Origin of the sequence: Chitinophaga qingshengii (assembly GCF_014529935.1) — a bacterium.
GTDB classification, from domain to species: domain Bacteria; phylum Bacteroidota; class Bacteroidia; order Chitinophagales; family Chitinophagaceae; genus Chitinophaga; species Chitinophaga qingshengii.
In genome coordinates, this window is the sequence record NZ_JACVFC010000001.1 from 1,207,006 (window position 1) to 1,229,227 (window position 22,222).

The 22,222-nt window shown below is 47.6% G+C and carries 19 protein-coding genes; 11 read left to right on the forward strand and 8 right to left on the reverse strand.

From position 1 onward, the window contains the following. The first annotated feature begins 4 nt into the window (after nucleotides 1-4). Genes ICL07_RS04270 through ICL07_RS04295 form a run of 6 tightly spaced genes read left to right on the forward strand, consistent with a single transcriptional unit; the run spans nucleotide 5 to nucleotide 5,007 of the window. On the forward strand, nucleotides 5-1,141 hold the full coding sequence (locus tag ICL07_RS04270) for a glycosyltransferase (protein ID WP_188086696.1): 1,137 nt from the start codon (nucleotides 5-7) through the stop codon (nucleotides 1,139-1,141). A gap of 24 nt (nucleotides 1,142-1,165) precedes the next feature. After that, nucleotides 1,166-2,191 carry a GHMP family kinase ATP-binding protein gene (locus ICL07_RS04275; protein WP_188086697.1) on the forward strand — a complete coding sequence of 342 codons (1,026 nt, stop codon included), beginning with the start codon at nucleotides 1,166-1,168 and terminating at the stop codon, nucleotides 2,189-2,191. Nucleotides 2,192-2,208: 17 nt separating this feature from the next. After that, nucleotides 2,209-2,787 carry a D-sedoheptulose-7-phosphate isomerase gene (locus tag ICL07_RS04280; protein ID WP_188086698.1) on the forward strand — a complete coding sequence of 193 codons (579 nt, stop codon included), beginning with the start codon at nucleotides 2,209-2,211 and terminating at the stop codon, nucleotides 2,785-2,787. Beyond that, on the forward strand, nucleotides 2,784-3,482 hold the full coding sequence (locus tag ICL07_RS04285; RefSeq protein ID WP_223151745.1) for a nucleotidyltransferase family protein: 699 nt from the start codon (nucleotides 2,784-2,786) through the stop codon (nucleotides 3,480-3,482). Before ICL07_RS04280 ends, ICL07_RS04285 begins: the two co-directional genes overlap by 4 nt. A gap of 2 nt (nucleotides 3,483-3,484) precedes the next feature. Further along, nucleotides 3,485-4,006: a D-glycero-alpha-D-manno-heptose-1,7-bisphosphate 7-phosphatase gene (locus ICL07_RS04290; protein ID WP_188086699.1), complete on the forward strand. Its 522-nt coding sequence runs from the start codon at nucleotides 3,485-3,487 to the stop codon at nucleotides 4,004-4,006. Nucleotides 4,007-4,032: 26 nt separating this feature from the next. Continuing rightward, nucleotides 4,033-5,007 (forward strand): hypothetical protein, encoded by a 975-nt coding sequence (locus ICL07_RS04295; protein WP_188086700.1) that lies wholly within the window; start codon nucleotides 4,033-4,035, stop codon nucleotides 5,005-5,007. Nucleotides 5,008-5,156: 149 nt separating this feature from the next. On the opposite strand, the gene ICL07_RS04300 is transcribed toward ICL07_RS04295, so the two are convergent. The 4 genes from ICL07_RS04300 to ICL07_RS04315 are packed head-to-tail and all read right to left on the reverse strand — an operon-like array spanning nucleotide 5,157 to nucleotide 10,912. Continuing rightward, the gene (locus ICL07_RS04300) at nucleotides 5,157-7,694 is read right to left on the reverse strand and encodes a DNA gyrase/topoisomerase IV subunit A (protein ID WP_188086701.1); all 2,538 of its coding nucleotides are present in this window, start codon (nucleotides 7,692-7,694) and stop codon (nucleotides 5,157-5,159) included. Between the two features lie 14 nt (nucleotides 7,695-7,708). Then, nucleotides 7,709-8,110 carry a hypothetical protein gene (locus tag ICL07_RS04305; protein ID WP_188086702.1) on the reverse strand — a complete coding sequence of 134 codons (402 nt, stop codon included), beginning with the start codon at nucleotides 8,108-8,110 and terminating at the stop codon, nucleotides 7,709-7,711. After that, nucleotides 8,107-8,994 carry a DUF1835 domain-containing protein gene (locus ICL07_RS04310; protein WP_188086703.1) on the reverse strand — a complete coding sequence of 296 codons (888 nt, stop codon included), beginning with the start codon at nucleotides 8,992-8,994 and terminating at the stop codon, nucleotides 8,107-8,109. Before ICL07_RS04310 ends, ICL07_RS04305 begins: the two co-directional genes overlap by 4 nt. Before the next feature lie 10 nt (nucleotides 8,995-9,004). Beyond that, nucleotides 9,005-10,912 (reverse strand): DNA topoisomerase IV subunit B, encoded by a 1,908-nt coding sequence (locus ICL07_RS04315; RefSeq protein ID WP_168868902.1) that lies wholly within the window; start codon nucleotides 10,910-10,912, stop codon nucleotides 9,005-9,007. Nucleotides 10,913-11,240: 328 nt separating this feature from the next. Between ICL07_RS04315 and ICL07_RS04320 the strand changes: the two genes are divergently transcribed. The 4 genes from ICL07_RS04320 to ICL07_RS04335 all read left to right on the forward strand — a co-directional run bounded on the left by ICL07_RS04320 (nucleotide 11,241) and on the right by ICL07_RS04335 (nucleotide 15,385). Beyond that, on the forward strand, nucleotides 11,241-11,390 hold the full coding sequence (locus ICL07_RS04320; RefSeq protein ID WP_168868903.1) for a hypothetical protein: 150 nt from the start codon (nucleotides 11,241-11,243) through the stop codon (nucleotides 11,388-11,390). A 519-nt stretch (nucleotides 11,391-11,909) separates the two neighbouring features. Beyond that, on the forward strand, nucleotides 11,910-13,079 hold the full coding sequence (locus ICL07_RS04325; RefSeq protein WP_188086704.1) for a glycosyltransferase: 1,170 nt from the start codon (nucleotides 11,910-11,912) through the stop codon (nucleotides 13,077-13,079). A gap of 27 nt (nucleotides 13,080-13,106) precedes the next feature. Next, nucleotides 13,107-14,297 carry a glycosyltransferase gene (locus ICL07_RS04330; RefSeq protein ID WP_188086705.1) on the forward strand — a complete coding sequence of 397 codons (1,191 nt, stop codon included), beginning with the start codon at nucleotides 13,107-13,109 and terminating at the stop codon, nucleotides 14,295-14,297. Nucleotides 14,298-14,308: 11 nt separating this feature from the next. Then, nucleotides 14,309-15,385, forward strand: coding sequence for a glycosyltransferase family 2 protein (locus tag ICL07_RS04335; protein ID WP_188086706.1), 1,077 nt, complete (start codon nucleotides 14,309-14,311; stop codon nucleotides 15,383-15,385). Here the strand turns inward: ICL07_RS04335 and ICL07_RS32675 are convergent. From ICL07_RS32675 to ICL07_RS04355, 4 genes are all read right to left on the reverse strand, one after another. Then, nucleotides 15,371-16,543 carry a glycosyltransferase gene (locus ICL07_RS32675; protein WP_188086707.1) on the reverse strand — a complete coding sequence of 391 codons (1,173 nt, stop codon included), beginning with the start codon at nucleotides 16,541-16,543 and terminating at the stop codon, nucleotides 15,371-15,373. The genes ICL07_RS04335 and ICL07_RS32675 overlap by 15 nt on opposite strands. Nucleotides 16,544-16,569: 26 nt before the next feature. Beyond that, nucleotides 16,570-16,875: an HP0495 family protein gene (locus ICL07_RS04345; protein ID WP_188086708.1), complete on the reverse strand. Its 306-nt coding sequence runs from the start codon at nucleotides 16,873-16,875 to the stop codon at nucleotides 16,570-16,572. A 231-nt stretch (nucleotides 16,876-17,106) separates the two neighbouring features. Further along, a complete protein-coding gene (locus tag ICL07_RS04350; protein WP_188086709.1) occupies nucleotides 17,107-17,775 on the reverse strand; it encodes a response regulator transcription factor in 669 nt (222 codons plus the stop codon). A 47-nt stretch (nucleotides 17,776-17,822) separates the two neighbouring features. Beyond that, entirely contained in the window at nucleotides 17,823-20,888 is a 3,066-nt protein-coding gene (locus ICL07_RS04355; protein WP_188086710.1) for a ligand-binding sensor domain-containing protein, read from the reverse strand. 196 nt (nucleotides 20,889-21,084) lie between these two features. Here ICL07_RS04355 and ICL07_RS04360 point away from each other — a divergent pair, with 196 nt between their 5' ends. After that, nucleotides 21,085-22,164: a WD40/YVTN/BNR-like repeat-containing protein gene (locus ICL07_RS04360; RefSeq protein ID WP_188086711.1), complete on the forward strand. Its 1,080-nt coding sequence runs from the start codon at nucleotides 21,085-21,087 to the stop codon at nucleotides 22,162-22,164. The last annotated feature ends 58 nt before the right edge of the window (nucleotides 22,165-22,222 follow it).

Sequence of the window (22,222 nt, forward strand, 5' to 3'; positions counted from 1 at the left end):
CCTAATGGGCCGTACTAAAAAGAAAATACTTATTCTCGGCACAGCCTATCCCTTCCGGGGTGGGCTGGCTGCTTATAACGAAAGACTGGCGGAAGAGCTGCAGCTAACAGACGATGTGGAAATATTCACGTTTACCGTGCAATATCCCGGATTTCTGTTTCCGGGCAAAAGTCAGTACTCTACCGATCCGCCGCCTAAACACCTGAAAATACAGCGGCTCATCAATTCCGTTAATCCGCTCAACTGGCTCATCGTAGGCCGTAAGATCCGGAAGATGAAACCTGATATCATCATCTCCAAATACTGGTTGCCCGTCATGGGCCCTTCCCTGGGCACCCTGCTCCGGCTGGGTAAACGCGGCAATACCAAGGTAATCGCCGTATTGGACAATGTGGTGCCACACGAAAAAAGAGCCGGCGACGTAGCTTTTACCAAATACTTCCTGAAACCGGTGGATGCTTTCATCGCCATGAGCCAATCCGTGCTCGATGACCTGCGGGTGTTTGAGCCTGCGAAAAAAGCATCGCTCATCCCCCACCCGATCTACGACAACTACGGTACGCCCATCTCTAAAGCGGAAGCCCGTCAACGGTTACAGCTGCAACCGGGTAAACGTTATATCCTGTTCTTCGGTTTTATCCGCCAGTACAAAGGCCTGGACCTGCTGCTGAAAGCTATGGCCGACGAACGGATGAAGAAGCTGGATGTGCATGCGATCGTAGCCGGTGAATATTATGAAGACGCCGCTCCCTATCAGCAACTGTTACAGGAGCTGCAACTGGGCGACCGGGTAATGATGCATACCGATTTTATTCCTACAGATGCGGTAAAAAACTATTTCTGTGCGGCCGACCTCGTTGTACAGCCTTATAAAAGCGCCACGCAGAGCGGTATCTCACAGATAGCCTATCATTTTGAAAAACCGATGGTAGTCACCCGTGTAGGCGGTCTGGTTGAAATGGTCCCCGACGGCGTAGTAGGCTTCCAGTGCGATCCTGAGCCAGCTTCTATTGCCGCCGCCATCGAAAAATATTTCGTGGACAACAGGGAGGCTGATATGACTGCCGCCCTGCAAATAGAAAAACAACAATACTCCTGGTCGCGCCTCGCCCGGGAAATTCATACATTAGCAGCATCCTGATTATCCGCTTAAAAAAGTAAAAAATTGATCTACAGAAGTAAAGCACCATTACGTATAGGCCTGGCCGGTGGAGGCACCGATGTAAGCCCGTATTCCGACCTGTATGGCGGCGCCATTCTCAACGTTACTATCTCGTTGTATGCCCGCGCTTCCATAGAACCATTGTCTGATGGAAAAATCATTTTTGAATCCGCCGACAGAAAAGAACAACTAAGTTACGACGCCGTATACCCGCTGCCGTTAGACGGCAAACTGGACATCCTCAAAGGCGTTATCAACAGAGTACAAAAAGACTATGGCGGCCTGCCATCCTCCGGTTTCAGGCTCACCACCTACGTGGACGCTCCTCCCGGCTCCGGCCTGGGCACTTCCTCCACTTTGGTAGTAGCAGTGCTCGGCGCCTTCGCCGAATGGCTCAAACTGCCACTGGGGGAATACGATATGGCACACCTCGCCTATTCCATTGAACGGGAAGACCTGCAACAGGCTGGCGGCAAACAAGACCAATATGCGGCCACTTTCGGCGGCGTAAACTTCATGGAGTTCTATGGTGGCGATAAAGTGATCGTGAACCCGCTGCGTATCAAAGAAGTACATCTGCATGAACTGGAAAACAATCTCGTATTGTTTTACACCTCCACCAGCAGGTTGTCTTCCACGATTATCTCCGAACAACAGAAAAATGTGAACGACAAAAAGGACGATTCCATTGCGGCCATGCACCACCTGAAGGATCAGGCCGTGATGATGAAAGAAGCCCTTTTGCGTGGCTCCATCGATAAAATAGGAGAAATCCTCAACTACGGTTTTGAATATAAAAAACAGATGGCCAAAGGGATCACCAACCCTCAGCTCGATGAGATCTACGAAGCGGCCCGCAAGGCAGGTGCCAGCGGCGGCAAGATCTCCGGTGCCGGCGGTGGCGGCTTTATGATCTTCTACTGTCCGAAAAACACCCGTTTTAAAGTAGTAGATGCCCTCAACAGCTTTGGTGGAGATGTAAAACGTTATACCTTCACACATCATGGTATTCAAACCTGGAGTATCTAATCTTAAAACAATCCGACATGAAAACAAAAATCGCCCAGACCATCCGTGAAAGCATTGCCGTGAAAGAAGCTATTTGTCAGGATGAAAGGCTCTTACATACCATCCAACAGGTAGCCGAAGTGATCGGCCTCAGCCTGAAACAAGGCCACAAAGTGCTGTTCTGCGGCAACGGTGGCAGTGCCGCCGATGCGCAACACCTGGCCGCGGAATTCTCCGGCCGTTTTTACAAAGACCGTGAACCGCTTTATGCAGAAGCCCTGCATTGCAATACGTCTTATATGACCGCCGTAGGCAACGACTATGGCTATGAACATGTATATGCCCGCATGCTGCGCGGCATGGGCCAGCCCGGCGATGTGCTGGTAGGCCTTTCCACCTCCGGCAACTCCTCCAATATCCTCGAAGCCATGAAAGTGGCGCGGGAAAAAGGCATGATCATCGTGAGCCTCACCGGCGCTACCGGCGGCAAAATGAAAGAAGATGCTGACTACCTGATCAATATCCCTTCCACTGATACGCCCCGTATCCAGGAAGCCCACATCACGGTAGGCCACATCATCTGCGAAATAGTGGAAAATAACCTCTTCGGCGAATGAGTATGGAATGTATCGTACTGGCCGGAGGCCTGGGCACGCGCCTACGAAGCGCCGTAGCTGACAAGCCCAAATGCATGGCACCCATCGGTGATAAACCTTTTCTGTACTTCCTTTTACAATACCTGCACCAGCGAGGCATCCGCCATGTGGTGCTGTCACTAGGCTACCTGTCTGAACAGGTGATAACCTGGTGCCGGCAAACACCACTGCCGCTACGTGTATCCTTCAGCGTGGAACAGGAACCACTCGGCACCGGCGGCGGCATTCTGCATGCCCTGCCGCTGCTGGAAGGCGATCAGCTGTTCATCGTCAACGGTGACACCTTCTTCGATGTGGACCTGCTGGCAATGGTCCGGTTCAACCGCAACAACCCAAGTCCACTAACGCTGGCTCTGAAGCCCATGCAGCAGTTTGACCGCTACGGCAGCATTGTGCTCAGCGCCGGCAATAAAATTGATGCGTTCCGGGAAAAACAATACTGCCACCAGGGCCTGATCAACGGAGGCATCTACCTGACCAGCGCCACTTTCCTTCAAAGCCTGTCATTGCCGGTGAAATTCTCTTTCGAACAGGCAGTGCTCGAACCTCAGGCCGCCCAGGGTAACCTCAACGGCTATATCAGCGATACCTATTTTATCGACATCGGTATACCGGAAGACTATAACAAGGCGATCGATCATTTTTCCAAAATATAAATATGTACCTTTTTCTTGACCGGGATGGTGTTATCAATGATGAAATAAAAGACGGGTACGTGCTCAATCCCGGCATGTTCCGCTTCAGCGAAGGCGTGCTGGAAGCGGTGCCGCTGCTGGCCCAACACTTTGAACGGATTTTTGTGGTGACCAACCAGCGCTGTATAGGACGTGGCCTGCTTACCGTTGACGGCCTGCATGAAATCCATGCGCAAATGCTGGCCGCGATTCGGCAGGCCGGTGGCCGGATAGACCACATCTATTTCTGCCCCGACGTGGAAAGCAACAGCCCATGCCGCAAACCCAACGCCGGCATGGCCACGCAGGCAAAAAACGATTTCCCGGAAATTGATCTCACCCAAGCCGTCATGGTAGGCAATACCCTCAGTGATATGCAGTTTGGCCGTAACGCCGGCATGCAGACCGTGTTTATCGCTTCTACCCTGCCGGACACGCCTTTTCCCCATCCGCTGATCGATAAAAAATATCCCGACCTGCTGCGGTTTGCACAAGACATACAATAATTTAAAGCCAGAACCGTATTATAGATATGATAAAAAAAATAATACTGTCACTGTTATTCCTTGTACCAACCGCCGGTATATGGGCGCAAAGGCCTGATGCTGCCGGCTATGCACGCCTGCGGAAAGATCAGGACACCTTGCAGCAGCTCAGCCGGGAAATATTCGCCGGGAAAGGCGACGCCGGCAGGGAAGCCGCTACCGAGCGGTTTATCCCGGCACTGGTGCATGCCCTTAAAACACCCTACTCGTTCCGGTTTTCATTCGACTCCCTGCGTACCGTGTCTATACAATATCCGCAAGATAGCAGCTTCCGTATTTTCACGTGGGCACTGGAAAGGGAAACAGGCTTCTACCGCCACTATGGCGCCATACAGATGAATACGCAGGATGGTCAGCTGAAACTGTTCCCGCTGTTTGATATATCCGATTATATCACGAATACAGATACCATCGCCGGCAACAAAGCCTGGTACGGTTGCCTGTATTATAACATTGTACAACGGCACTATTTTAACCAGGAGTATTACACGCTCTTCGGTTGGGACGCCAATAATCCACGCAGCCAGAAAAAACTGGTAGAAATGCTCACCTTTAAAAACGGTACTCCGGTTTTCGGCGGCCCTTTCTTCAGCTATGCGGAAGACTCCGTGCCAAAGCCCACCCGGAATCGCTTTATTCTTGAATATAAAAAGGAAAGTACCGCCACGCTCAACTACAACAAGGAACTGGACATGATCGTATTTGATCACCTGATATCCGAAACCAATGAGCCGGCAAAAAAATATACCTACGTATCAGATATGGATTACGAAGGCTTTAAATGGAAAGGCGGCAAATGGACGCACGTCAACAAAATATTCCATGACGCTATTCCTTTAGGTAAAGGCGCTCCGGTGCCACAACCGCTGGACCAGAAAAAGAAAAGCATGACCAACCCGCGGTCGGCAGAGGATTATCAAACGGAGCCAAACAACAAACAACCCGCGAAAAAGAAACAATAGCTAAATTTTGAGATTTTTTGATTTACGATTTTTTGATTTCGGGAATCATCAGAGCGAATAAAAAAGAAGACCAAAGCGAGCGAATCGCTTTGGTCTTCTTTTTTATCATCCACAAAATCAAAAAATCGTAAATCAAAAAATCTCAAAATTTAGAATAATTCGCCTTGCACCTGTGAGTCGTCATTCGGGTCCGGATCTTCATCCTCAGACAATAATTCTGCACTGATCAGGTCATCGCCGGCAATACGGGTACCTACTGTTCTCCAGCCGGTTACCTCCACAAATTCGGAGAGGTCTATTTCCTCTTCTTCCGGACTGCGTTTTTTGCCGGTTTTCAGCAATACAACAGGCTGGGTATGTGTGGTCACCATTTCCAGGTAATTGCCGTTGCCTTCCTTGATGAACAGGAATTTATTATTCAACGTCTGTGTTTCAATACGGAAACGTTTTACGTTGAACTGTTTTTTATCAGCGTCAAAGTAAATTGCCGTTACGATCTTTTCCGGGTTGAATTTCTCGATATACACCACATCATTGGATTCATAACGGTTGGTGAGCTCGAAGTTTGTCAGCTCATAAGTACCGTTTTTGAATGCCACGAAGATTTTATCGTCTCCTTCAAAGCTGCCGATGTACACGCCTCTCTCTTCTGTATTCAGGCGGCCTGTTTCTGAATCGTACCAAATTTTCTGGCCGGCCAGGGTGGATACGCCTTTTTCTTTGAATTTCACGCCACGGATCGGGTATTTGGTCACCTGGTTACCCATGGAACTACGGCCTTTGATGGCAATGGTTTCAAAGAACAGGTCAAACTCTTTGTTACGGGCAGAGCAGTTCGGGCTCAGTTTGATAGTGACCACTTCCGCTTCCCCGTTCGGGTTGGCAGAGAAATAGTGCACCTTGGAATTTTTCTCTCCTTTATGCGCCAGGTCATATTCTTTATCACGGGTAACACCGGTAACGTTGAAACGTTTGGCGTAGCTTACGCCTGTTTTACCTTCCACATAAATCATGTTGTAGGTAGTACGTTCATCGTTCTTACGGAACACGTCCACATGAATAATATCCTTGCCCACAAAGGTTTTGTCCGCCACTTTGGTGACCATCATCTTACCATCGCGGCGGAATATGATGATATTATCGAGATCGGAGCAGTCAGCCACAAACTCGTCTTTCTTCAGCGAAGTGCCGATGAAGCCGTCCGCACGGTTTACGTATATCTTGGTATTGGCAATGGCCACCTGTTGTACCTGGATGGTATCAAAGGTTTTAATTTCCGTTTTACGTTCGCGGCCTTTGCCGTATTTCTTCTGCAGCCCTTCATAGTAGGACACAGCGTAGTCCACCAGGTTTTGCAGGTCGTTTTTCACCTGTTTGATGTCTGCTTCGAGGCCTTTGATCTGTTCATTCAGCTCATTGATATCGAGGCGGTAAATGCGGCGTACGGGCTTCTCCGTGAGTTTCACAATATCTTCGCGGGTAATGTCGCGTTTCAGTTGTTTTTTATACGGAGCGAAACCTTTATCAATCGCATTCAGCACTGTTTCCCAGTCTTTATGCTTTTGTTCCAGTTCCTTGTAAATCCCTTTTTCAAAGAAGATTTTTTCAAGGGAGGTGTAATGCCATTTGTCCTGGAGTTCCGCCAGCTTGATTTCCAGTTCCTGTCTCAGCAGTTCTTTGGTGAAGTCAGCAGATGCTTTCAGCAGTTCGGAAGCGGTCAGGAAGTGTGGTTTATCCTCAACGATCACGCAGGCGTTGGGCGAAATGGATATTTCACAGTCCGTAAATGCGTAGAGCGCGTCGATGGTGATATCCGGAGAGATCCCGGGCGCCAGCTGCACTTCAATTTCCACTTCAGCAGCGGTGTTGTCCACTACTTTACGGATTTTGATTTTGCCACTGTCGTTTGCTTTTACGATAGACTCCATTAGCTGGGTAGTGGTGATGCCATAAGGCACGTCTTTGACCAGCAGGGTCTTTTTATCTTTCTCCTCGATATGTGCACGCACCCTTACCTTACCACCGCGTTTGCCGTCGTTATAAGCGGCCACGTCAACCATACCACCGGTAGCGAAATCGGGGAACAGTTCAAATTTCTTTCCTTTAAGATATTTGATGGAAGCGTCTATCAGCTCGTTGAAGTTGTGCGGTAATATTTTGGTGGACAATCCTACCGCGATACCTTCAGCTCCCTGTGCCAGCAGCAGCGGGAACTTCATCGGAAGGGCCAGCGGCTCGTTTTTACGGCCGTCGTAGCTCAGCTGCCAGGTAGTGGTTTTGGCATTAAAAGCCACGTCCAGCGCAAACTTAGAGAGACGAGCCTCAATATACCTGGCGGCGGCTGCGTCGTCGCCTGTACGTACATCCCCCCAGTTACCCTGGGTATCTATCATCAAATCCTTCTGACCGAGGTTTACTATGGCATCGCTGATGGAAGCGTCCCCATGCGGATGGTACTGCATGGTTTGCCCGATCACGTTGGCCACCTTATTAAAACGGCCGTCGTCCATTTCTTTCATGGCATGGAGGATACGGCGTTGTACGGGTTTCAGCCCGTCTTCCACACTGGGTACGGCACGCTCCAGGATTACATAGGATGCATAGTCCAGAAACCAGCTTTCATACATACCTCCCACGTGGGTGATATTATGCAGCGATTCGTCTGATGTTGTATTTTCAATATCCATGTATAATACGCTTACTATTTTTCGATAAACATTTTTTCGAGATCTGTTCTCCAAATACGTACGCTGTCTTTCTGCACATCGGCCATGGAGTTCAGTTCTATAAAGCAGCAGTCCGTTTCGGCGATCAGCTGGTGCCATACGTTGATGGGTACTTCCACGCGGGCTGGCGCCACTACTTCGATGGTAAGGATTTCATCCCCTCCTACAGGGCACCAGTGTATCAGCGCTTTACCAGTAAGCAGGAACATGATCTCCGGGTTTTTATTGTCGCTGATACCGGTATGGTAATGCTGGCCGCTGCTGCTGCCGGCATACCGGTAACAAAGCATAAATTCCCCGGTGCGGGCACAGTCCCAGAGGTAGTTGCTTCCCCGGTCGTCTTCCCCGGCGAGTGACAGGGTGGTTACTTTTATCATTCCGTTACAGGATTTGTAGTGTTAATGTCTTCTCCCGGCAGCTTCACTTCAAAGTCACGAATTGTTTTCAGGTCTCCTTTGCTTTCCACTTTGCCTTCTTTCACCAGTTCTTTCAGGCGCCATCCCAGGAATTGGTCCATTACCGGGTATTTCAGCTTACCGGTAACCTGTTGCACTACTCTCCACGCTTTGACAAACTCTTTACCGGTTTGTGCCAGCAGTTCCTTATCATAAAACAGGGTCGGTTCACCTTTAATTTTTTTGCCGCCATCCAGCATGCGGATACCGGCATTTTCATTCATCATCCGGTGCCATTCGTCGCCGTCCAGTTCAAATTCCGCCAGGGATACAGGTCTTGCCAATCCTTTTGCCTTCCGGAATTCCGATGGTAATATCTGGTGCAGATAGGTCGGGAAAAAGACTTTTTTATCCTCGTTCAGAAACGGCAGATTATTGAGATAGATGATGTGGATACGGCCTGCAAAATCATACAGTTGACTCACCAGCCAGTAGTAACCACAAACATCGCGGGCGTTCTGTCCGGCCCATATCCATATTTCCAGGGATGGATCTTCTTTCAGCTGCGCTTTCATGGCTTTGAGCCTGTCCGCATCACCGGGCGCTTCTTCCACTGCCGGAGCGGCTTCAGTGTCCATCGTTTCCGGCAACAGTTCTGGTTGCACTGGCGGTGGCACAGCAGCCAGCTGCTGCCACCACAAACGGCGGTTGGCTTGTCCTTCTTTGGTATCCAGGATAAACAGCGGGCCAACGGACAAGTCGTCTTCAAAGCTGAGCAATTCGCCCTGTAACTTCTCATCCAGGTTGATGGCTTCTGTTAATACCGGTACGGCTGCCTCACCAAACACAATGTGTAAAAGCCCCATCTTTCTTTATTTAGATTTCTTCTTCAATCAGGTCCTTTTCGTACCGCAGGTTATTGATGATGAATTCCTGTCTGGCCTGGGTGTTTTTGCCCATGTAGTATTCCAGTAACTTCTGGATGTGGATGTCTTTAGACAGGATGATCGGCTCTATACGGATATCATCACCAATGAAACGGCCGAATTCGTCCGGGGAAATCTCACCCAATCCTTTAAACCGGGTGATCTCTGGCTTATTGCCCAGCTTTTTCACTGCTTTCTGTTTCTCTTCTTCGGAATAACAGTAGATGGTCTGCTGTTTGTTGCGTACGCGGAACAGCGGTGTCTCCAGGATATATACGTGCCCGTTTTTCACCAGGTCAGGGAAAAACTGCAGGAAGAAAGTCAGTATCAGCAGGCGGATGTGCATACCGTCCACGTCTGCATCGGTAGCTACCACAATGTTGTTGTAGCGCAGCCCTTCCAGCCCTTCCTCAATATTGAGGGCGTGCTGCAGCAGGTTAAATTCCTCATTTTCGTATACGATCTTTTTAGTGAGGCCGAAGCTGTTCAGCGGTTTACCCCGTAAGCTGAACACCGCCTGTGTTTCCACGTTGCGGGATTTGGTGATGGAACCGCTGGCGGAATCACCTTCCGTAATGAAGATGGTGGTTTCCAGTCGTTTTGTTTCCAGTTCCGCTTTCTCCTTGCCGGTAAATTCGTCATTGAGATGAAAACGGCAGTCACGCAGTTTGCGGTTATGCAGATTGGCTTTTTTGGCTCTTTCGTTGGCCAGTTTTTTAATACCGGCCAGCTCTTTTCTTTCGCGTTCGCTCTGCTCAATCCGTTTCTTCATGGCATCGGCCACAGCGGGATTGCGATGCAGGAAGTCGTCCAGGTGTTTGGACAGGAAATCCAGTATAAATGCTTTGACAGAAGGACCACCTTCAAACACCACCTGGGAGCCGAGTTTGGTTTTCGTTTGGGATTCAAACACCGGTTCCTGTACCCGAACGGAAACAGCCGCGCAGATAGATGAACGAATATCGGTGGCTTCGTAGTCTTTTTTGTAAAAGTCACGCACCGTTTTCACGAAAGCCTCACGGAAAGCCGCCAGGTGCGTACCGCCCTGGGTAGTATGCTGACCGTTGACGAAAGAATAGTATTCTTCACCATATTGGTTTTCGTGGGTGATGGCCACTTCAATGTCTTCACCTTTCAGGTGGATGATGGGATAGCGCAGGTCTTCCTCATTGGTTTTACGCTGCAGCAGGTCCAGCAGACCGTTTTTGGAGAGATATTTTTTTCCGTTGAAATTCACTGTCAGTCCAGCATTCAGGAAACAATAGTTCCAGATCTGGTTTTCCAGGAATTCAGGGATGAAGCGATAGTTTTTGAAAACTGTATCGTCCGGTGTAAAGGTCACCAGTGTTCCGTTGGGTTCGGATGTGGCGGTTTCCTTGTGTTCCTTGATCAGTACCCCACGTTCAAACTCTGCCACTTTCATGCGGCCATCACGCACCGACTGCACGCGGAAATAGCTGGAAAGGGCGTTCACCGCTTTGGTACCCACCCCGTTGAGGCCTACCGACTTCTGGAAGGCCTTGCTGTCGTATTTGGCGCCGGTATTGATCTTACTCACCACGTCTACCACCTTGCCCAGCGGAATGCCACGACCAAAGTCGCGCACAGTCACATTGTGCTCGGTCACTTTCAGATCTATCTGCTTGCCAAAGCCCATAGTGTGCTCATCGATACAGTTGTCGGCCACCTCCTTCAGCAGGATGTAAATACCGTCGTCCATGCTGGAACCATCGCCCAGTTTACCGATGTACATACCTGGACGGAGCCGGATATGCTCCCGCCAGTCCAGTGACCGTATGGAGTCTTCCGTATAGGAAGCAAATAGATCCTTGTTATCCGTCTTGTCCGTGTTTGCCATATTATATTAAAGTTTCCTAAATATTTATTTTCCTAGGGTTTAAAAAGCTGCTGCAAGGATACTAAATCTTTTAGCAAAATCCGATTGCTGGCAAAAATAAAGGATTCAGTGAATCATCCCAAGTATTAGTTATACAATATGCCTAGATGATTAATTATCAATGTATTGACCATGTTAATTTTTTTGGGGAAAAGGGGAACGTCTATATATTATTTTATTTTTGATCCCAGGCTTTCGAAAAATTCTATAAAAAATATTTTTTATTTAAATAATTCGTTATATTTACTGTAGACACACACTTATTGAAAACATCCTAACCTATGTCCTTATGAAAACACTTTTTATCATTCTCGTTTTAATCGCCCTGGTCGCGGCAGTCATCGCAACTTACATGATTCGCCGGGAACAGGAAAACAATATCGGTAATAAATTCCTCCGCCTCATCCGGAAATTTGATTCCTGGCAAATGATGCGGTAATCTGTCACCCACAGCAAGGTCTTCCTGCATTACTATCAGCAAAAAAGCATCAGTCTGGCTATCGCCTTCAGAGGAGTGTCATGTTTTTGTACACAGGGAAAAATTATTTAACCATACAATCCCATCCTATGAAAACTGGTCTGTTATTCAAAACGGCATGTCTTATTATTGCCTCAGTGGTATTATGTGCTCACTTGTTGCGCAAACACGCAACAAAGTAAAGAGCTATAAAGGGTGTACGTGAAAATCCCTTTCAGACTTTCACGTACACCCAATTTTATTTGATCGATAAATCCCCCCTGTACCTGTAACTTCTCCATACTGTCTTCGTTTTAAGATATTGACATGACCATTGAGATCATCACTCCTCTATCGCATCACTCTTCCCCATTTAAGGTATCTACTGGAAAAGTATATTATTAAATCAATATACATATCTAACAAATTATAAAACAAACATTTAGAATATTTAACTTATTTTCTCTAGCTTTGCCGCGAATTCATTATCGCAAGCCTGACATGAGTAAAGTCCTTTTCACTTTTCCTTTAAATCCGATAGAAAAAACCAGCGGCGCACAAACCCGCGTAATTACGTTGTTACAGTATTTTAAGGAACGGGGCATAGAGGTTGATTTTTTTTCGCTGACCGACTATTGGGGCGTGACCTCACCAGAAAACATCAAAGCGTTCAAAGAAAGCGGACAAGTCAGGAACGCATGGTTTTATCCCAGAAAACCGGCTAAGAAAAATTTCTTTCAATACTTTTTCTCGTATAAAATACCCAAACTGCTGCACCGGGTAAAAGGCACCATCCCTAACCACGTAAGCCCATATCTACAGGAGAAATTCAATAACATACTGGAACAACATCAGTACGATTATATCATTGTCAGTTATGCTTACTGGGCTGACCTTATCAAAGACAACCCACGCATAGGAAATGCCATTACCATTGCCGACACGCATGATCTGCTGGCAGCACAACACCAGCACGACAAAGGCGTGGACCGGGGCATAGCATTGGGCGATGAATTAAAAAGATTATCGCGGTTCGACCAGGTATGGCTGTGCTCTCCGGAAGAAAATTATTTCTTCAGCCAGTTCCTGAAAAACCAGGTAAAATATATTCCGACCATGGTAGAAGAACCAGTGAATATAAAGAAGGATGTTCCCGGGAAATATGACCTGCTCTATGTAGCCTCACATAACCCGCATAATCTTGTGGCGGCAGACTGGTTCTTCAAACAGGTATTTCCTTTGATTCCTGACCACGTCACGCTTTGTGTGGTTGGATCAATCTCCCGTTTTGTTCCCGGCGGCCATAAAAACATTACGCTGGTACCGTTTGCAGAAGACCTCAGCGAATATTACCTGGCGTCAAAAGTAGTGATATGTCCTATGCTTTCCGGAACAGGCGTGAAAATAAAAGTGGTGGAAGCCATGTTATTTGGACTGCCTGTTGTATGTAATGAAAGAGGCATGGATGGACTGCCGGACAAAAACAATTGCGGCTGCCTCGTAACGCAGGACCCACAGGAGTTCGCCGGCTATATGCTGAAATTGCTGGAAGACAAAGCCTTTCATGCAACACAAAGCGAACTGAGTGCCGCTTCATTCAGAAATAATTTCGCAGCAGCCAACGTATATAAAAAGCTGGACAAAGCACTCAACTACACCAGCGCCAACTAACACTAATCTCGTAAAATCACCGTCAGCATGGCTAAACAGCAACGCGTTTTATACTTCTTTCCTTATAATCCTATCGGCAGGCAAAGTGGCGCCCAAACCCGGGCCATCACCCTTCTCCGGTATTTTAAGAGCAGGAGCATGAAAGTAGACCTGGTGTCCCGCCAGGGTGACTGGGAGAAGATTACACCCGAAGAAATGGACATGGTGAGAAACAGCGGATTTGTAGAAAATGCCTGGTTCTGGTTCCGTAAGCCTCCTAAAAAAAATCCACTCGTTTACTTTTTTCAATACAAGTTGCCGCACATGTTGTTCAACCGTAAGCTCAACCCCATAAAAGGTGGCTTGCCCAACCTCGTGAATCTGCACCTGCGCAGGGAATTCGACAAACTGCTTCAACAACATACATACGACTATATCATCATCTCCTATGCCTATTATGCAGACCTGATCAAAGACAATCCATTGATCAACGGTGCCTGCACCATCATGGACACACATGACCTGATGGCTTCACAACACCAGCTGGATAAACACGTGAACGTAGGCGCCGCCCTGGGGGATGAGATCAGAAGGCTTTCCCTGTACGATCAGATATGGGCCTGTTCGGGTGAAGAGAATTATTTTTTCAGCCAGTTCATCCGGAAAGAAACACTCTACATCCCTACCATGGTGGAAGAGCCAAGACAAGACGACGGCCTGACAGAAAAGAAATACGATATCATCTATGTGGCATCGGATAATGAAAACAATAAAAAATCAGCCGCCTGGTTTTTTGATAAAGTGTACCCGTTATTGCCACAGTCGTACCGTCTCTGCATTATAGGCAAAATTAATGCACATATTCCGCAAGGCCTCAGCAATGTAACTTATCTTCCATTTGTGGAAGACCTGAGCGATTATTACCTGGCTTCGAAAGTAGTGATATGTCCTATGTTGGCCGGCACCGGCGTCAAAATAAAAGTACTGGAAGCCTTCTCTTACGGAAAGCCCGTTGTTTGTAACGAACGGGGGCTGGATGGGCTGCCGGAAAAAACTGACAACGGCTGCCTCGTATCGGAAAGCCCTGCCGGGTTTGCAGATCACATCACCCGCCTGCTAACCGATCCTGCATTGTTTGCACAACAAAGCGCATGGAGCGCTGCTTCCTTCAGGAAAACATTTGCAGCAGAAAAAGTGTACCAGCGAATGGACGCCGCTTTAAAGGTTAACCAGCCATAAAATATTTCAGGATGCCATCTCCGCTAGTAACAGTCATCATTCCCGTCTATAACCTTGCTCCATATCTGGAAACTACCATCCAGTCGCTGGTCGGGCAAACCTATTCCAATACGGAATTGCTCTTTGTGAACGATGGTTCTACAGACAGCTCAGCGGAGATATTAAAGGCCGCAGCGGAGAAATACCCGAATGTCAGGCTCCTGCACCAGGACAACGCAGGGCAGGGAGCCGCCAGGAACAACGGGCTGGATAACGCTACCGGCGAATTCGTTCTCTTCCTCGATGGCGACGACTGGCTGGACCCTGTTACCCTGGAACGGGCAGTGGAAGCGGCGTTGAAGGAAAATGCAGACATAGTCTGTTTTGGCTACAAAAGCGTAAAAAAACAAGACGATGGTAAGCTGGAAGAACTATATAAATTCGAATATGACCCTTCTGTCATTTATGAAGACCTTGTTTCCTGTTTCCTTGCGGAAAACACCGTGAGGAAAGATGCAGTGAACACCGCCACTCTGGGCAAACTGTACAAACGTTCGCTGATCGAAACACATCATATTCGTTTCCGTCAACGTATCTTCGAAGACTCCCCTTTTATGCTGGAAGCGGTTTATCACGCCACCAGGCTTACCTGTATCAGCGGTTATTTCTACTACTATCTTCAAAGGGGAACAGAAGGAGAAGCGTCTACCATGAACAGCGGTTTCAGGGCAGATAAAGTAGCGCTCTTTTATCAGGCAGACCAGCAAATGAAATCATTTCTCCTTTCCAAAGGAATATGGTCCAGGTACCGCAGCGATTTCAGACGTTACCACAATGCCCGTGTGATTATTTACGGTGGTTATTTCGAATTGTACAGGTACAGCGATGCTGCTACAAATGAAGCATACCGCGCCTTTATAAAATTGCTGCAGAAGCACAGTACCGACCTGGGATGGGAAAGAGATTCCCTCTTTAAGAATTACAGAAAAAGAGTCCCTGTTCTTCACATAGGCTTATTCCTGAGCAGGATCAGTCCGCGGCTGGCGGACCGCTACTTCAGGACTTATGAAAAAAAATATGCGTTCGACCGGCCCTTATCCGGTAATTGACATGGCCGTGTCCAGGCGTTTGGAAACTTCCTCAGCGGAGAAACATTGCAGGAAAGTATTCTTCGCCATGTCACACTGCTTTTTGTAGAAATCATGGTCCTGTAAAAGCTGATCTACAAATTGTGCAAAATGGCCGGGCGTTTCAGCCACCAGGCAACCGTTATTGCTTTTAAACGGTAAGCCATCTGTTCCTCTTTCCGTACATACTACCGGCAGGCCGTGCGACAAGGCCTCCACCACTTTTACCTTCACGCCGGTTCCTTCCAGCATAGGCGACAAAGCCACACGGGCATTGACATACATCGTTTCCAGGTGCTGAACGTAAGGAATAAGTGTTACGTTTGGCAGGTCTTTGGGCACATGGCCGGTAATAGAGCCTACCACCGCCAGCCTGATATCAGGAGACAGCAATGGATACACTTCACTGAAGAACCAGGCCGCCGACATAATGTTCTTAGCGTTATCACTGGCTACGTATACAAGATCATATTCCGGCGTTGCCTTGCTGCTGACAGGTATAGGATCAGGCAGCATCATAGGAATGTATTTTACGCGGTCACCCAGGAACTGAGAGAAAAAATAACTCTCTTCCGGCGAAATGGCCCATACCTGGTCAAAAAGCTCCAGGCGCCTTAACTCATCGCCCAGCGCCACGCTTACGTCAAACCCAGGCTCATGCTGAAGCAGTGAGGATTCCAGGTCATGTGTATCTATGATGGTCAGCGATTTGGCAGCAAGGGGATTTTTATAGATCAGGTCGGCCCAGAAAGCATAGCTGATGATAATATAATCGTAATGCTTCCGGGAAAGCACCTCATTGAACTGCTGCTGCAGATGTAAAGTTACGCGGTTAAGAATCCCTCCTTTCGGGCTGGTTTTCCTGATGAATGATTTGTTCCTGAGTTTATATCCAAAAAAATAAGAAACCGGATTCTTTTTCTTCGGTTTCCTTTCCAGCAGGTATACTTCATTTACCAGGCCTGTTTCCTTCAACCCGGCTATCCCTTCATCAGTAAAGGTTCCCCAGTGTTTTTCGGACACAAAATCGACTTCCAGGTTTCTTTTTTTGAAATATTCCAGGAAACCTAAAGCTCTGGTCACATTGCCTGCATTTTTCGACAATGGGTTGACCGGAAAATAGAACAATAATCGCTTCACCTATAAAAAATTAAAACGTATGGTCTTTATAACATAATGACAGAGTCGATCTTCGACACTTCTTTGTAATAGTTGATCACTTCTTCTTCGTTCTGCACCAGCAGCTTTATGGTAAATGATCTGTATTTCCCGTTAGAAGAATTGATAGCAGTGATCTCCGCCGGCGTACCGGCAAATACCGATTTCAACGCAGCGATCTTTTCTTCCTCCGCCTTCACGATGAACTTAAAGGTATAGATAGCAGGAGAGATGATAGACTGTTGCAATAGCGCCCGAAAATTCTCATATGGATCTCCGCTCAAGTTGGCATCTCTCTTCTCTTCAATTGCCATTTTCTGTGTTTATTAAGTACAAAACCTGCAAATTAACCAATTTTAGGCGCTTACAGCCAACACATTAATAATAAAATGATATTATTTTGCAAAAGTTACTTCATCAATAGTTTTGTGCGGGACAGCAGATTGGAAACACAGGAGGCAGACGAAGGCTGGGGCGTAATATTGTTTAGATAAAATGAGGCGGGCCTGAAAGCCTTTATGGCTTCAGGCCCGCTCCTGATATGTTTAACGGTTGTAGTATTTATTCACCGCATCGGTCCGGCTCCGGACATGCAGCTTTTCATAAATATTATGAACGTGCCGTCTTACTGTTTCTATACTGATAAACAGGTTGCTGGCAATTTCCTTGTAGAGGAATCCTTTGGATAACTGGTCCAGGATTTCTTTCTCACGCGTAGTCAACGCTTCCAGTGCAGGATTGGGTTTGGCCTGTTTCTGGAAAAAAGCCACTACCCTTCTGGCAATCTGCGAACTCATAGGAGAACCTCCTTCATGCAGGTCTCTGATGGCTTCCAGCAATTCACCGGGAGAGGTTTTTTTGAGGATGTACCCACTGGCGCCAGCTTCCAGCGCCATGAAAATTTTGTCGTCATCTTCATATACAGTGAGCATCATAAACTGCATGTCCTGGTACTCTGCTTTCAACCGGGCAATACATTCAATACCATTCATCCCACCGGGAAGATTAAAATCCATCAATACCACGTTGGGCAGCAACTGAGGGATTTGCTCCAGTGCGGTTTCTGCATTATTGAAGGTGCCAACACAGGCATAACCGTCAGAACCATTAATCAGCAATTCCATAGCCGTGCGAATATCATGGTTATCCTCTACTATTGCAATAGAAATGATGTCCATGTTATCCTGGGCCTTCTTCTTTGAGTATACCGTCATGTTTATAGGAATTATAACACTTAAATGTTACTTAAAACAAATGTATGTTAATTTAGTGGGATATCGAGAAAAACTATTGTTCCATTGTTGGAAGTAATATCTGCATTGCCACCAACAGCCATCATTCGCTTCTGGATATTTTTCAACCCGTTGCCAAACAAACGGACCTTCTCCTGGTCGAAACCTTTTCCATTGTCTTTAATCATGATCGTCATGTTTTTATGCATTTTCACTTCTATGATCACCTCCGTGGCCTTGGCATGTTTCATCACATTATGCAACGATTCCTTCACGGCCAGGTAAATGTTCCGCCGGGTACCACCGCTAAGTTTGATGTCCGGAATAACTTCAGGGAAGAAAAATTGATGCGAGATGTGCGCATGCTCCAGGAAGTCGGCCGCAAAACTGCGCATATAAGCGATCAGATTCGCCAGGGAATCATTGGAAGAATTCATCGCCCAGATGATCTCACTCATCTTGTCGATCATCTCCCCGGCTGTTTCACTAATCCGCTCAATCTCTTTCGTTTGAGAGGTATCCGGTATCTTTCTTTTGGCTATTTCGCTCAACAGTCTGATCGTGGACAAACCAGACCCCAGGTCATCGTGCATATCGCTGGAGATACGCGCCCGCTCCTGATCTACTGCCTGCTCTTTCTCCAACTTCAATTTCTCATGCCTGATTTTATAATCAAGATACAACGTAGAGAAATAATATGCAATGCCTAATAACAACAACAACAATAAAAACCTGAACCACAAGGATTGCCAGAACGGTATACGGATCTGGATCTCCAGCGTGGTAGGCGTAGTATTCCAGCTGTCGTCATTATTGGATGCTTTTACTTTAAAGATATAACTGCCGGGATGCAGGTTGGTATAACGCGCCATCCGGAAAGTTCCTGCTTCTACCCAATCTTCATCGGCTCCCTCCAACTTATACTGTACCTTGTTTTTCAAAGGGTTGGTATACTCCAGCGGCACAAATTCAATGGCGATCGTATTCTGATTGTAAGGCAGCTCTACCCGCTTCAGCAGCGAAACAGCGGTATCGGATTCATAAGGTTTGTCCAGCACTTCCATCCGCCGGATAATCACTTTGGAATTAAAAGGGTTTTTCCGGAAATCTTTCGGATAAAAACCATTCACGCCACGGATACCGCCAAAAAACAACTCGCCGTCAATGGATTTATAAAAGGCGCCGGTATTAAATTCGTTGGACTGCAGCCCGTCTTCATGATTAAACGTGGTAATCTCCCGGGTAACCGGATTGATCTGCGTAACACCTTTGTTATGACTCACCCAGATACGGTCTTTATCATCCAGCAGCACACCATACAGATAATCGTTGATCAGTTTCGGATAGTCGTAGCTGTTATAATGTATTTTCAGCCGCTCGTTGGCATCAAATACAAACAGGCCTTTATTGGTAGCTACCAGCAATTCTTTATGCGGTGTTTTGTTGATGCCCTTCACCGAAGTGCCATCGGGCAACCTAACATACTTCCAGTGAGAGTCCGGTAAATGTTTGATGTACAATGCCGATTTCGTACCTACGTACTGGTTACCCATATGATCTTCATAGTAGGTGGTCAGCAGCTCGTCTTTAAAATCATGCACAACGGACACCGTATAGTCGCTACCGTTCCATTCATGAAAACGCAGCAGGTAGCAGCCATAGTTAAAATACAATTCCCCATTGGCCCGTTTAAACAGGAATGGGAATGGATCCCGCTGCTGGGGCAGGTTCAGCGCGTTCACCTTACTGGTCAGGTCACGGAAACCTTTGGTCTGTACGTTAAACAACCCGATATGCATACCGGAAAAATGCAGCCACAGGTGTTCAAAATCTTCCCGGCAGATAGCTCCCAGGTCATTGCCCGGAAACTTATGCGGATACAATTCATTGCTGATCCTTTCCAGGAACCGGCCCCCGTCTGCATAGATATTCAGCCCATCACGCATCAGGCCCACATACAGTTTGCCGTCATCGTGCTTGTACACGGACTGTACCATGTTGTGAGAAATATACGGGGAACGGTACAGGTTAAATACCTTTTTGTGGGGAGAATATTTTTTCAGTCCATCACCATCAGTACCTACCCACATGTTATCAGAGCCATCACGGTAGAGGTAGCTAACAAGGTTAAAGGAACGGGTTTCAAAAGTATTGAAACTCACGATATGCCGTACAATCTCATTGCGGGCGATACTATAAATAAGGATGCCGTCTGTACCGCCAATCCAGGCGTTGCCGTCATGGTCAATCTCCATGACGTTCGGCCTGAAGCTATCGCCCCATTCGTTGTGGTAGTCATAACTCAGGTCACTGAATTTATTCCGTCGTTTGTCGAATACCACAATATGGCCTTCGCTGACGATCAATATGGAATCGGCATTCAGGTTCCGCATGATCGGATTTTTGCCTACCCCGGGCAGACAATAGGTTTGTAACCGTAAAGTCTTGATATCGAGTGCCAGCAGCTCCCCTTCGTCGCCGCTCATCCAGATGGTATTGCCGTCTTTGAGCAGGGCAGCAGGAATGATGCCCATCCGCTGGAACTGCGGCGGATACAGGATAATACGCCGGGTGGCGTAGGTGCTGTCATCCAGCACGTAAAGACCTTTCATGGGACGCCATACCCAAAGCGTCCGGGTAGTGGGGTCTTCTCCCAATATCCGGTATTTCACATTGGCATCCCGTTCCTGCGCATTTACGTTGGACGTATCCACCAACACATTCCGGAAATTATTACGGTATTTGTCATACAGACTGATACCGTTATTATGGGCCAGCAGCAGCTGACGGTGGCTATCGAGGTAGAAGGAATACCCTTTGTATCCTTTCAGGTCAAACTGATTGATCACGGCCCTGTTGCCATTGCTGCCACGTGGTACCAGCTCTCCTCTTCCCTCTCCTGCCCTCAGTTGGGAACTGGGCTTAAAACGGTATTCATTGAAAGTATAGCCATCAAACCGGTTGATCCCATCGCGGGTAGCAATCCAGAGAAAACCCTGATCATCCTGGGTGATATCGAAAACGGTGCTTTGAGAAAGTCCGTCATTCACACTGTAGCTGTCAAAAATATACGGCTTATCCTGTGCATATAGCATGCTGGTGCCCATTAGAAGGACGCATAGGCTCAGGTGAAAAAGTTTTTTCAATTGGCGGGAATGAAGCACGCTGATTTAGTTATTGACAGTAAGCTGGTTTAGGCTGTTTTTGCAAATATATAATTCTACGCCACACTTTAAAGCTATTTTGTAATTTTCTTGCGGTTTAACAGATTGGAAATAAATATTATAATTAATGCCCATACTTTCTAATTGCTTTCAACAGGCTTCTTTTATCGCTTTCAGGAAGATGATTTCCGCGAAACAAATACTGACCCGTAGCCTGCTGCTGATGCCGCTTCTGGCCGGTATGCTTTCCTCATCGGCACAAAAACAACTCCACATAACAGTGGCACAGCCCCCGCTGAAAAGCATAAGGGGACTGAGCGCTGTCAGTGATGACATTGTATGGGCTTCTGGCACCGGTGGTATGGTAGGTCGCAGCCTGGACGGGGGCAACACCTGGGAATGGCACCAGGTAAAAGCCTGCGACAGCTGCGATTGGCGCTCCCTGTACGCCTTCAACGACCGTAAGGCGGTCGTAATCAACGCCGGTGAGCCGGCGCATGTGTTCCTGACGGAAGATGGTGGAACATCCTGGCAAAAGGTATACTTCAACGCCACACCCGGTATTTTCTTTGATGCGGTAGCTTTTTATAATGACCGGGAAGGCATGGCTCTTGGCGACCCGCTACAGCAGCACTTTGCAGTACTCCGTACCCATGATGGTGGCCAAACCTGGCAAATGGATGCCCCTGCTGTTTCCCCTGCGGCTGTTGCCGGCGAATCCATCTTCGCAGCCAGCGGTACCGGTCTCATTGCCCGCAAAGGACTGACAGCCTTCGTCACCGGTGGCACCGTAGCACGCCTGCATACACTTTCCGGCGACCGCTGGAGCAGCAGCCCGTTACCATTGTTACAGGGCCAGCCCAGCGCCGGCGCATTTTCTGTCGCTTTCCTGGACAACCGTACCGGCATTGTGGTAGGTGGTGACTATAGAAATGATACGCTTCGCCGGCAAAACTGCCTGTTAACCAGCGACGGCGGTCGTACCTGGACCATACCGCATACGGCTCCGGGCGGTTTTAAATCGGCCGTTACCTGGTATAATTCCCGGGTGTTGGTCACTACCGGTACCTCCGGCACCGATATTTCACTCAACGGTGGCAAGGACTGGCAGCGGATTGGAGAAGGATTTCATTGCGTAGTAAAAGCAAGAAAAGGAAAACGCCTATTTTTGGCAGGCAAATCCATCGCATATTTAGAGATTTTCTGATTTGCGATTTTTTGATTTCGGGAATGCCGGGCCTTTTCTAAATCCCAAAATCGAAAAT

Excerpts from the sequence above, each read along its gene's own strand:
- ICL07_RS04270 (WP_188086696.1), top strand. The coding sequence starts at position 5 with ATGGGCCGTACTAAAAAGAAAATACTTATTCTCGGCACAGCCTATCCC.
- ICL07_RS04280 (WP_188086698.1), top strand. The coding sequence starts at position 2,209 with ATGAAAACAAAAATCGCCCAGACCATCCGTGAAAGCATTGCCGTGAAA.
- ICL07_RS04285 (WP_223151745.1), top strand. The coding sequence starts at position 2,784 with ATGAGTATGGAATGTATCGTACTGGCCGGAGGCCTGGGCACGCGCCTA.
- ICL07_RS04290 (WP_188086699.1), top strand. The coding sequence starts at position 3,485 with ATGTACCTTTTTCTTGACCGGGATGGTGTTATCAATGATGAAATAAAA.
- ICL07_RS04295 (WP_188086700.1), top strand. The coding sequence starts at position 4,033 with ATGATAAAAAAAATAATACTGTCACTGTTATTCCTTGTACCAACCGCC.
- ICL07_RS04300 (WP_188086701.1), bottom strand. The coding sequence starts at position 7,694 with ATGGATATTGAAAATACAACATCAGACGAATCGCTGCATAATATCACC.
- ICL07_RS04305 (WP_188086702.1), bottom strand. The coding sequence starts at position 8,110 with ATGATAAAAGTAACCACCCTGTCACTCGCCGGGGAAGACGACCGGGGA.
- ICL07_RS04310 (WP_188086703.1), bottom strand. The coding sequence starts at position 8,994 with ATGGGGCTTTTACACATTGTGTTTGGTGAGGCAGCCGTACCGGTATTA.
- ICL07_RS04315 (WP_168868902.1), bottom strand. The coding sequence starts at position 10,912 with ATGGCAAACACGGACAAGACGGATAACAAGGATCTATTTGCTTCCTAT.
- ICL07_RS04320 (WP_168868903.1), top strand. The coding sequence starts at position 11,241 with ATGAAAACACTTTTTATCATTCTCGTTTTAATCGCCCTGGTCGCGGCA.
- ICL07_RS04325 (WP_188086704.1), top strand. The coding sequence starts at position 11,910 with ATGAGTAAAGTCCTTTTCACTTTTCCTTTAAATCCGATAGAAAAAACC.
- ICL07_RS04330 (WP_188086705.1), top strand. The coding sequence starts at position 13,107 with ATGGCTAAACAGCAACGCGTTTTATACTTCTTTCCTTATAATCCTATC.
- ICL07_RS04335 (WP_188086706.1), top strand. The coding sequence starts at position 14,309 with ATGCCATCTCCGCTAGTAACAGTCATCATTCCCGTCTATAACCTTGCT.
- ICL07_RS04345 (WP_188086708.1), bottom strand. The coding sequence starts at position 16,875 with ATGGCAATTGAAGAGAAGAGAGATGCCAACTTGAGCGGAGATCCATAT.
- ICL07_RS04350 (WP_188086709.1), bottom strand. The coding sequence starts at position 17,775 with ATGACGGTATACTCAAAGAAGAAGGCCCAGGATAACATGGACATCATT.
- ICL07_RS04355 (WP_188086710.1), bottom strand. The coding sequence starts at position 20,888 with ATGCTATATGCACAGGATAAGCCGTATATTTTTGACAGCTACAGTGTG.
- ICL07_RS04360 (WP_188086711.1), top strand. The coding sequence starts at position 21,085 with ATGCCCATACTTTCTAATTGCTTTCAACAGGCTTCTTTTATCGCTTTC.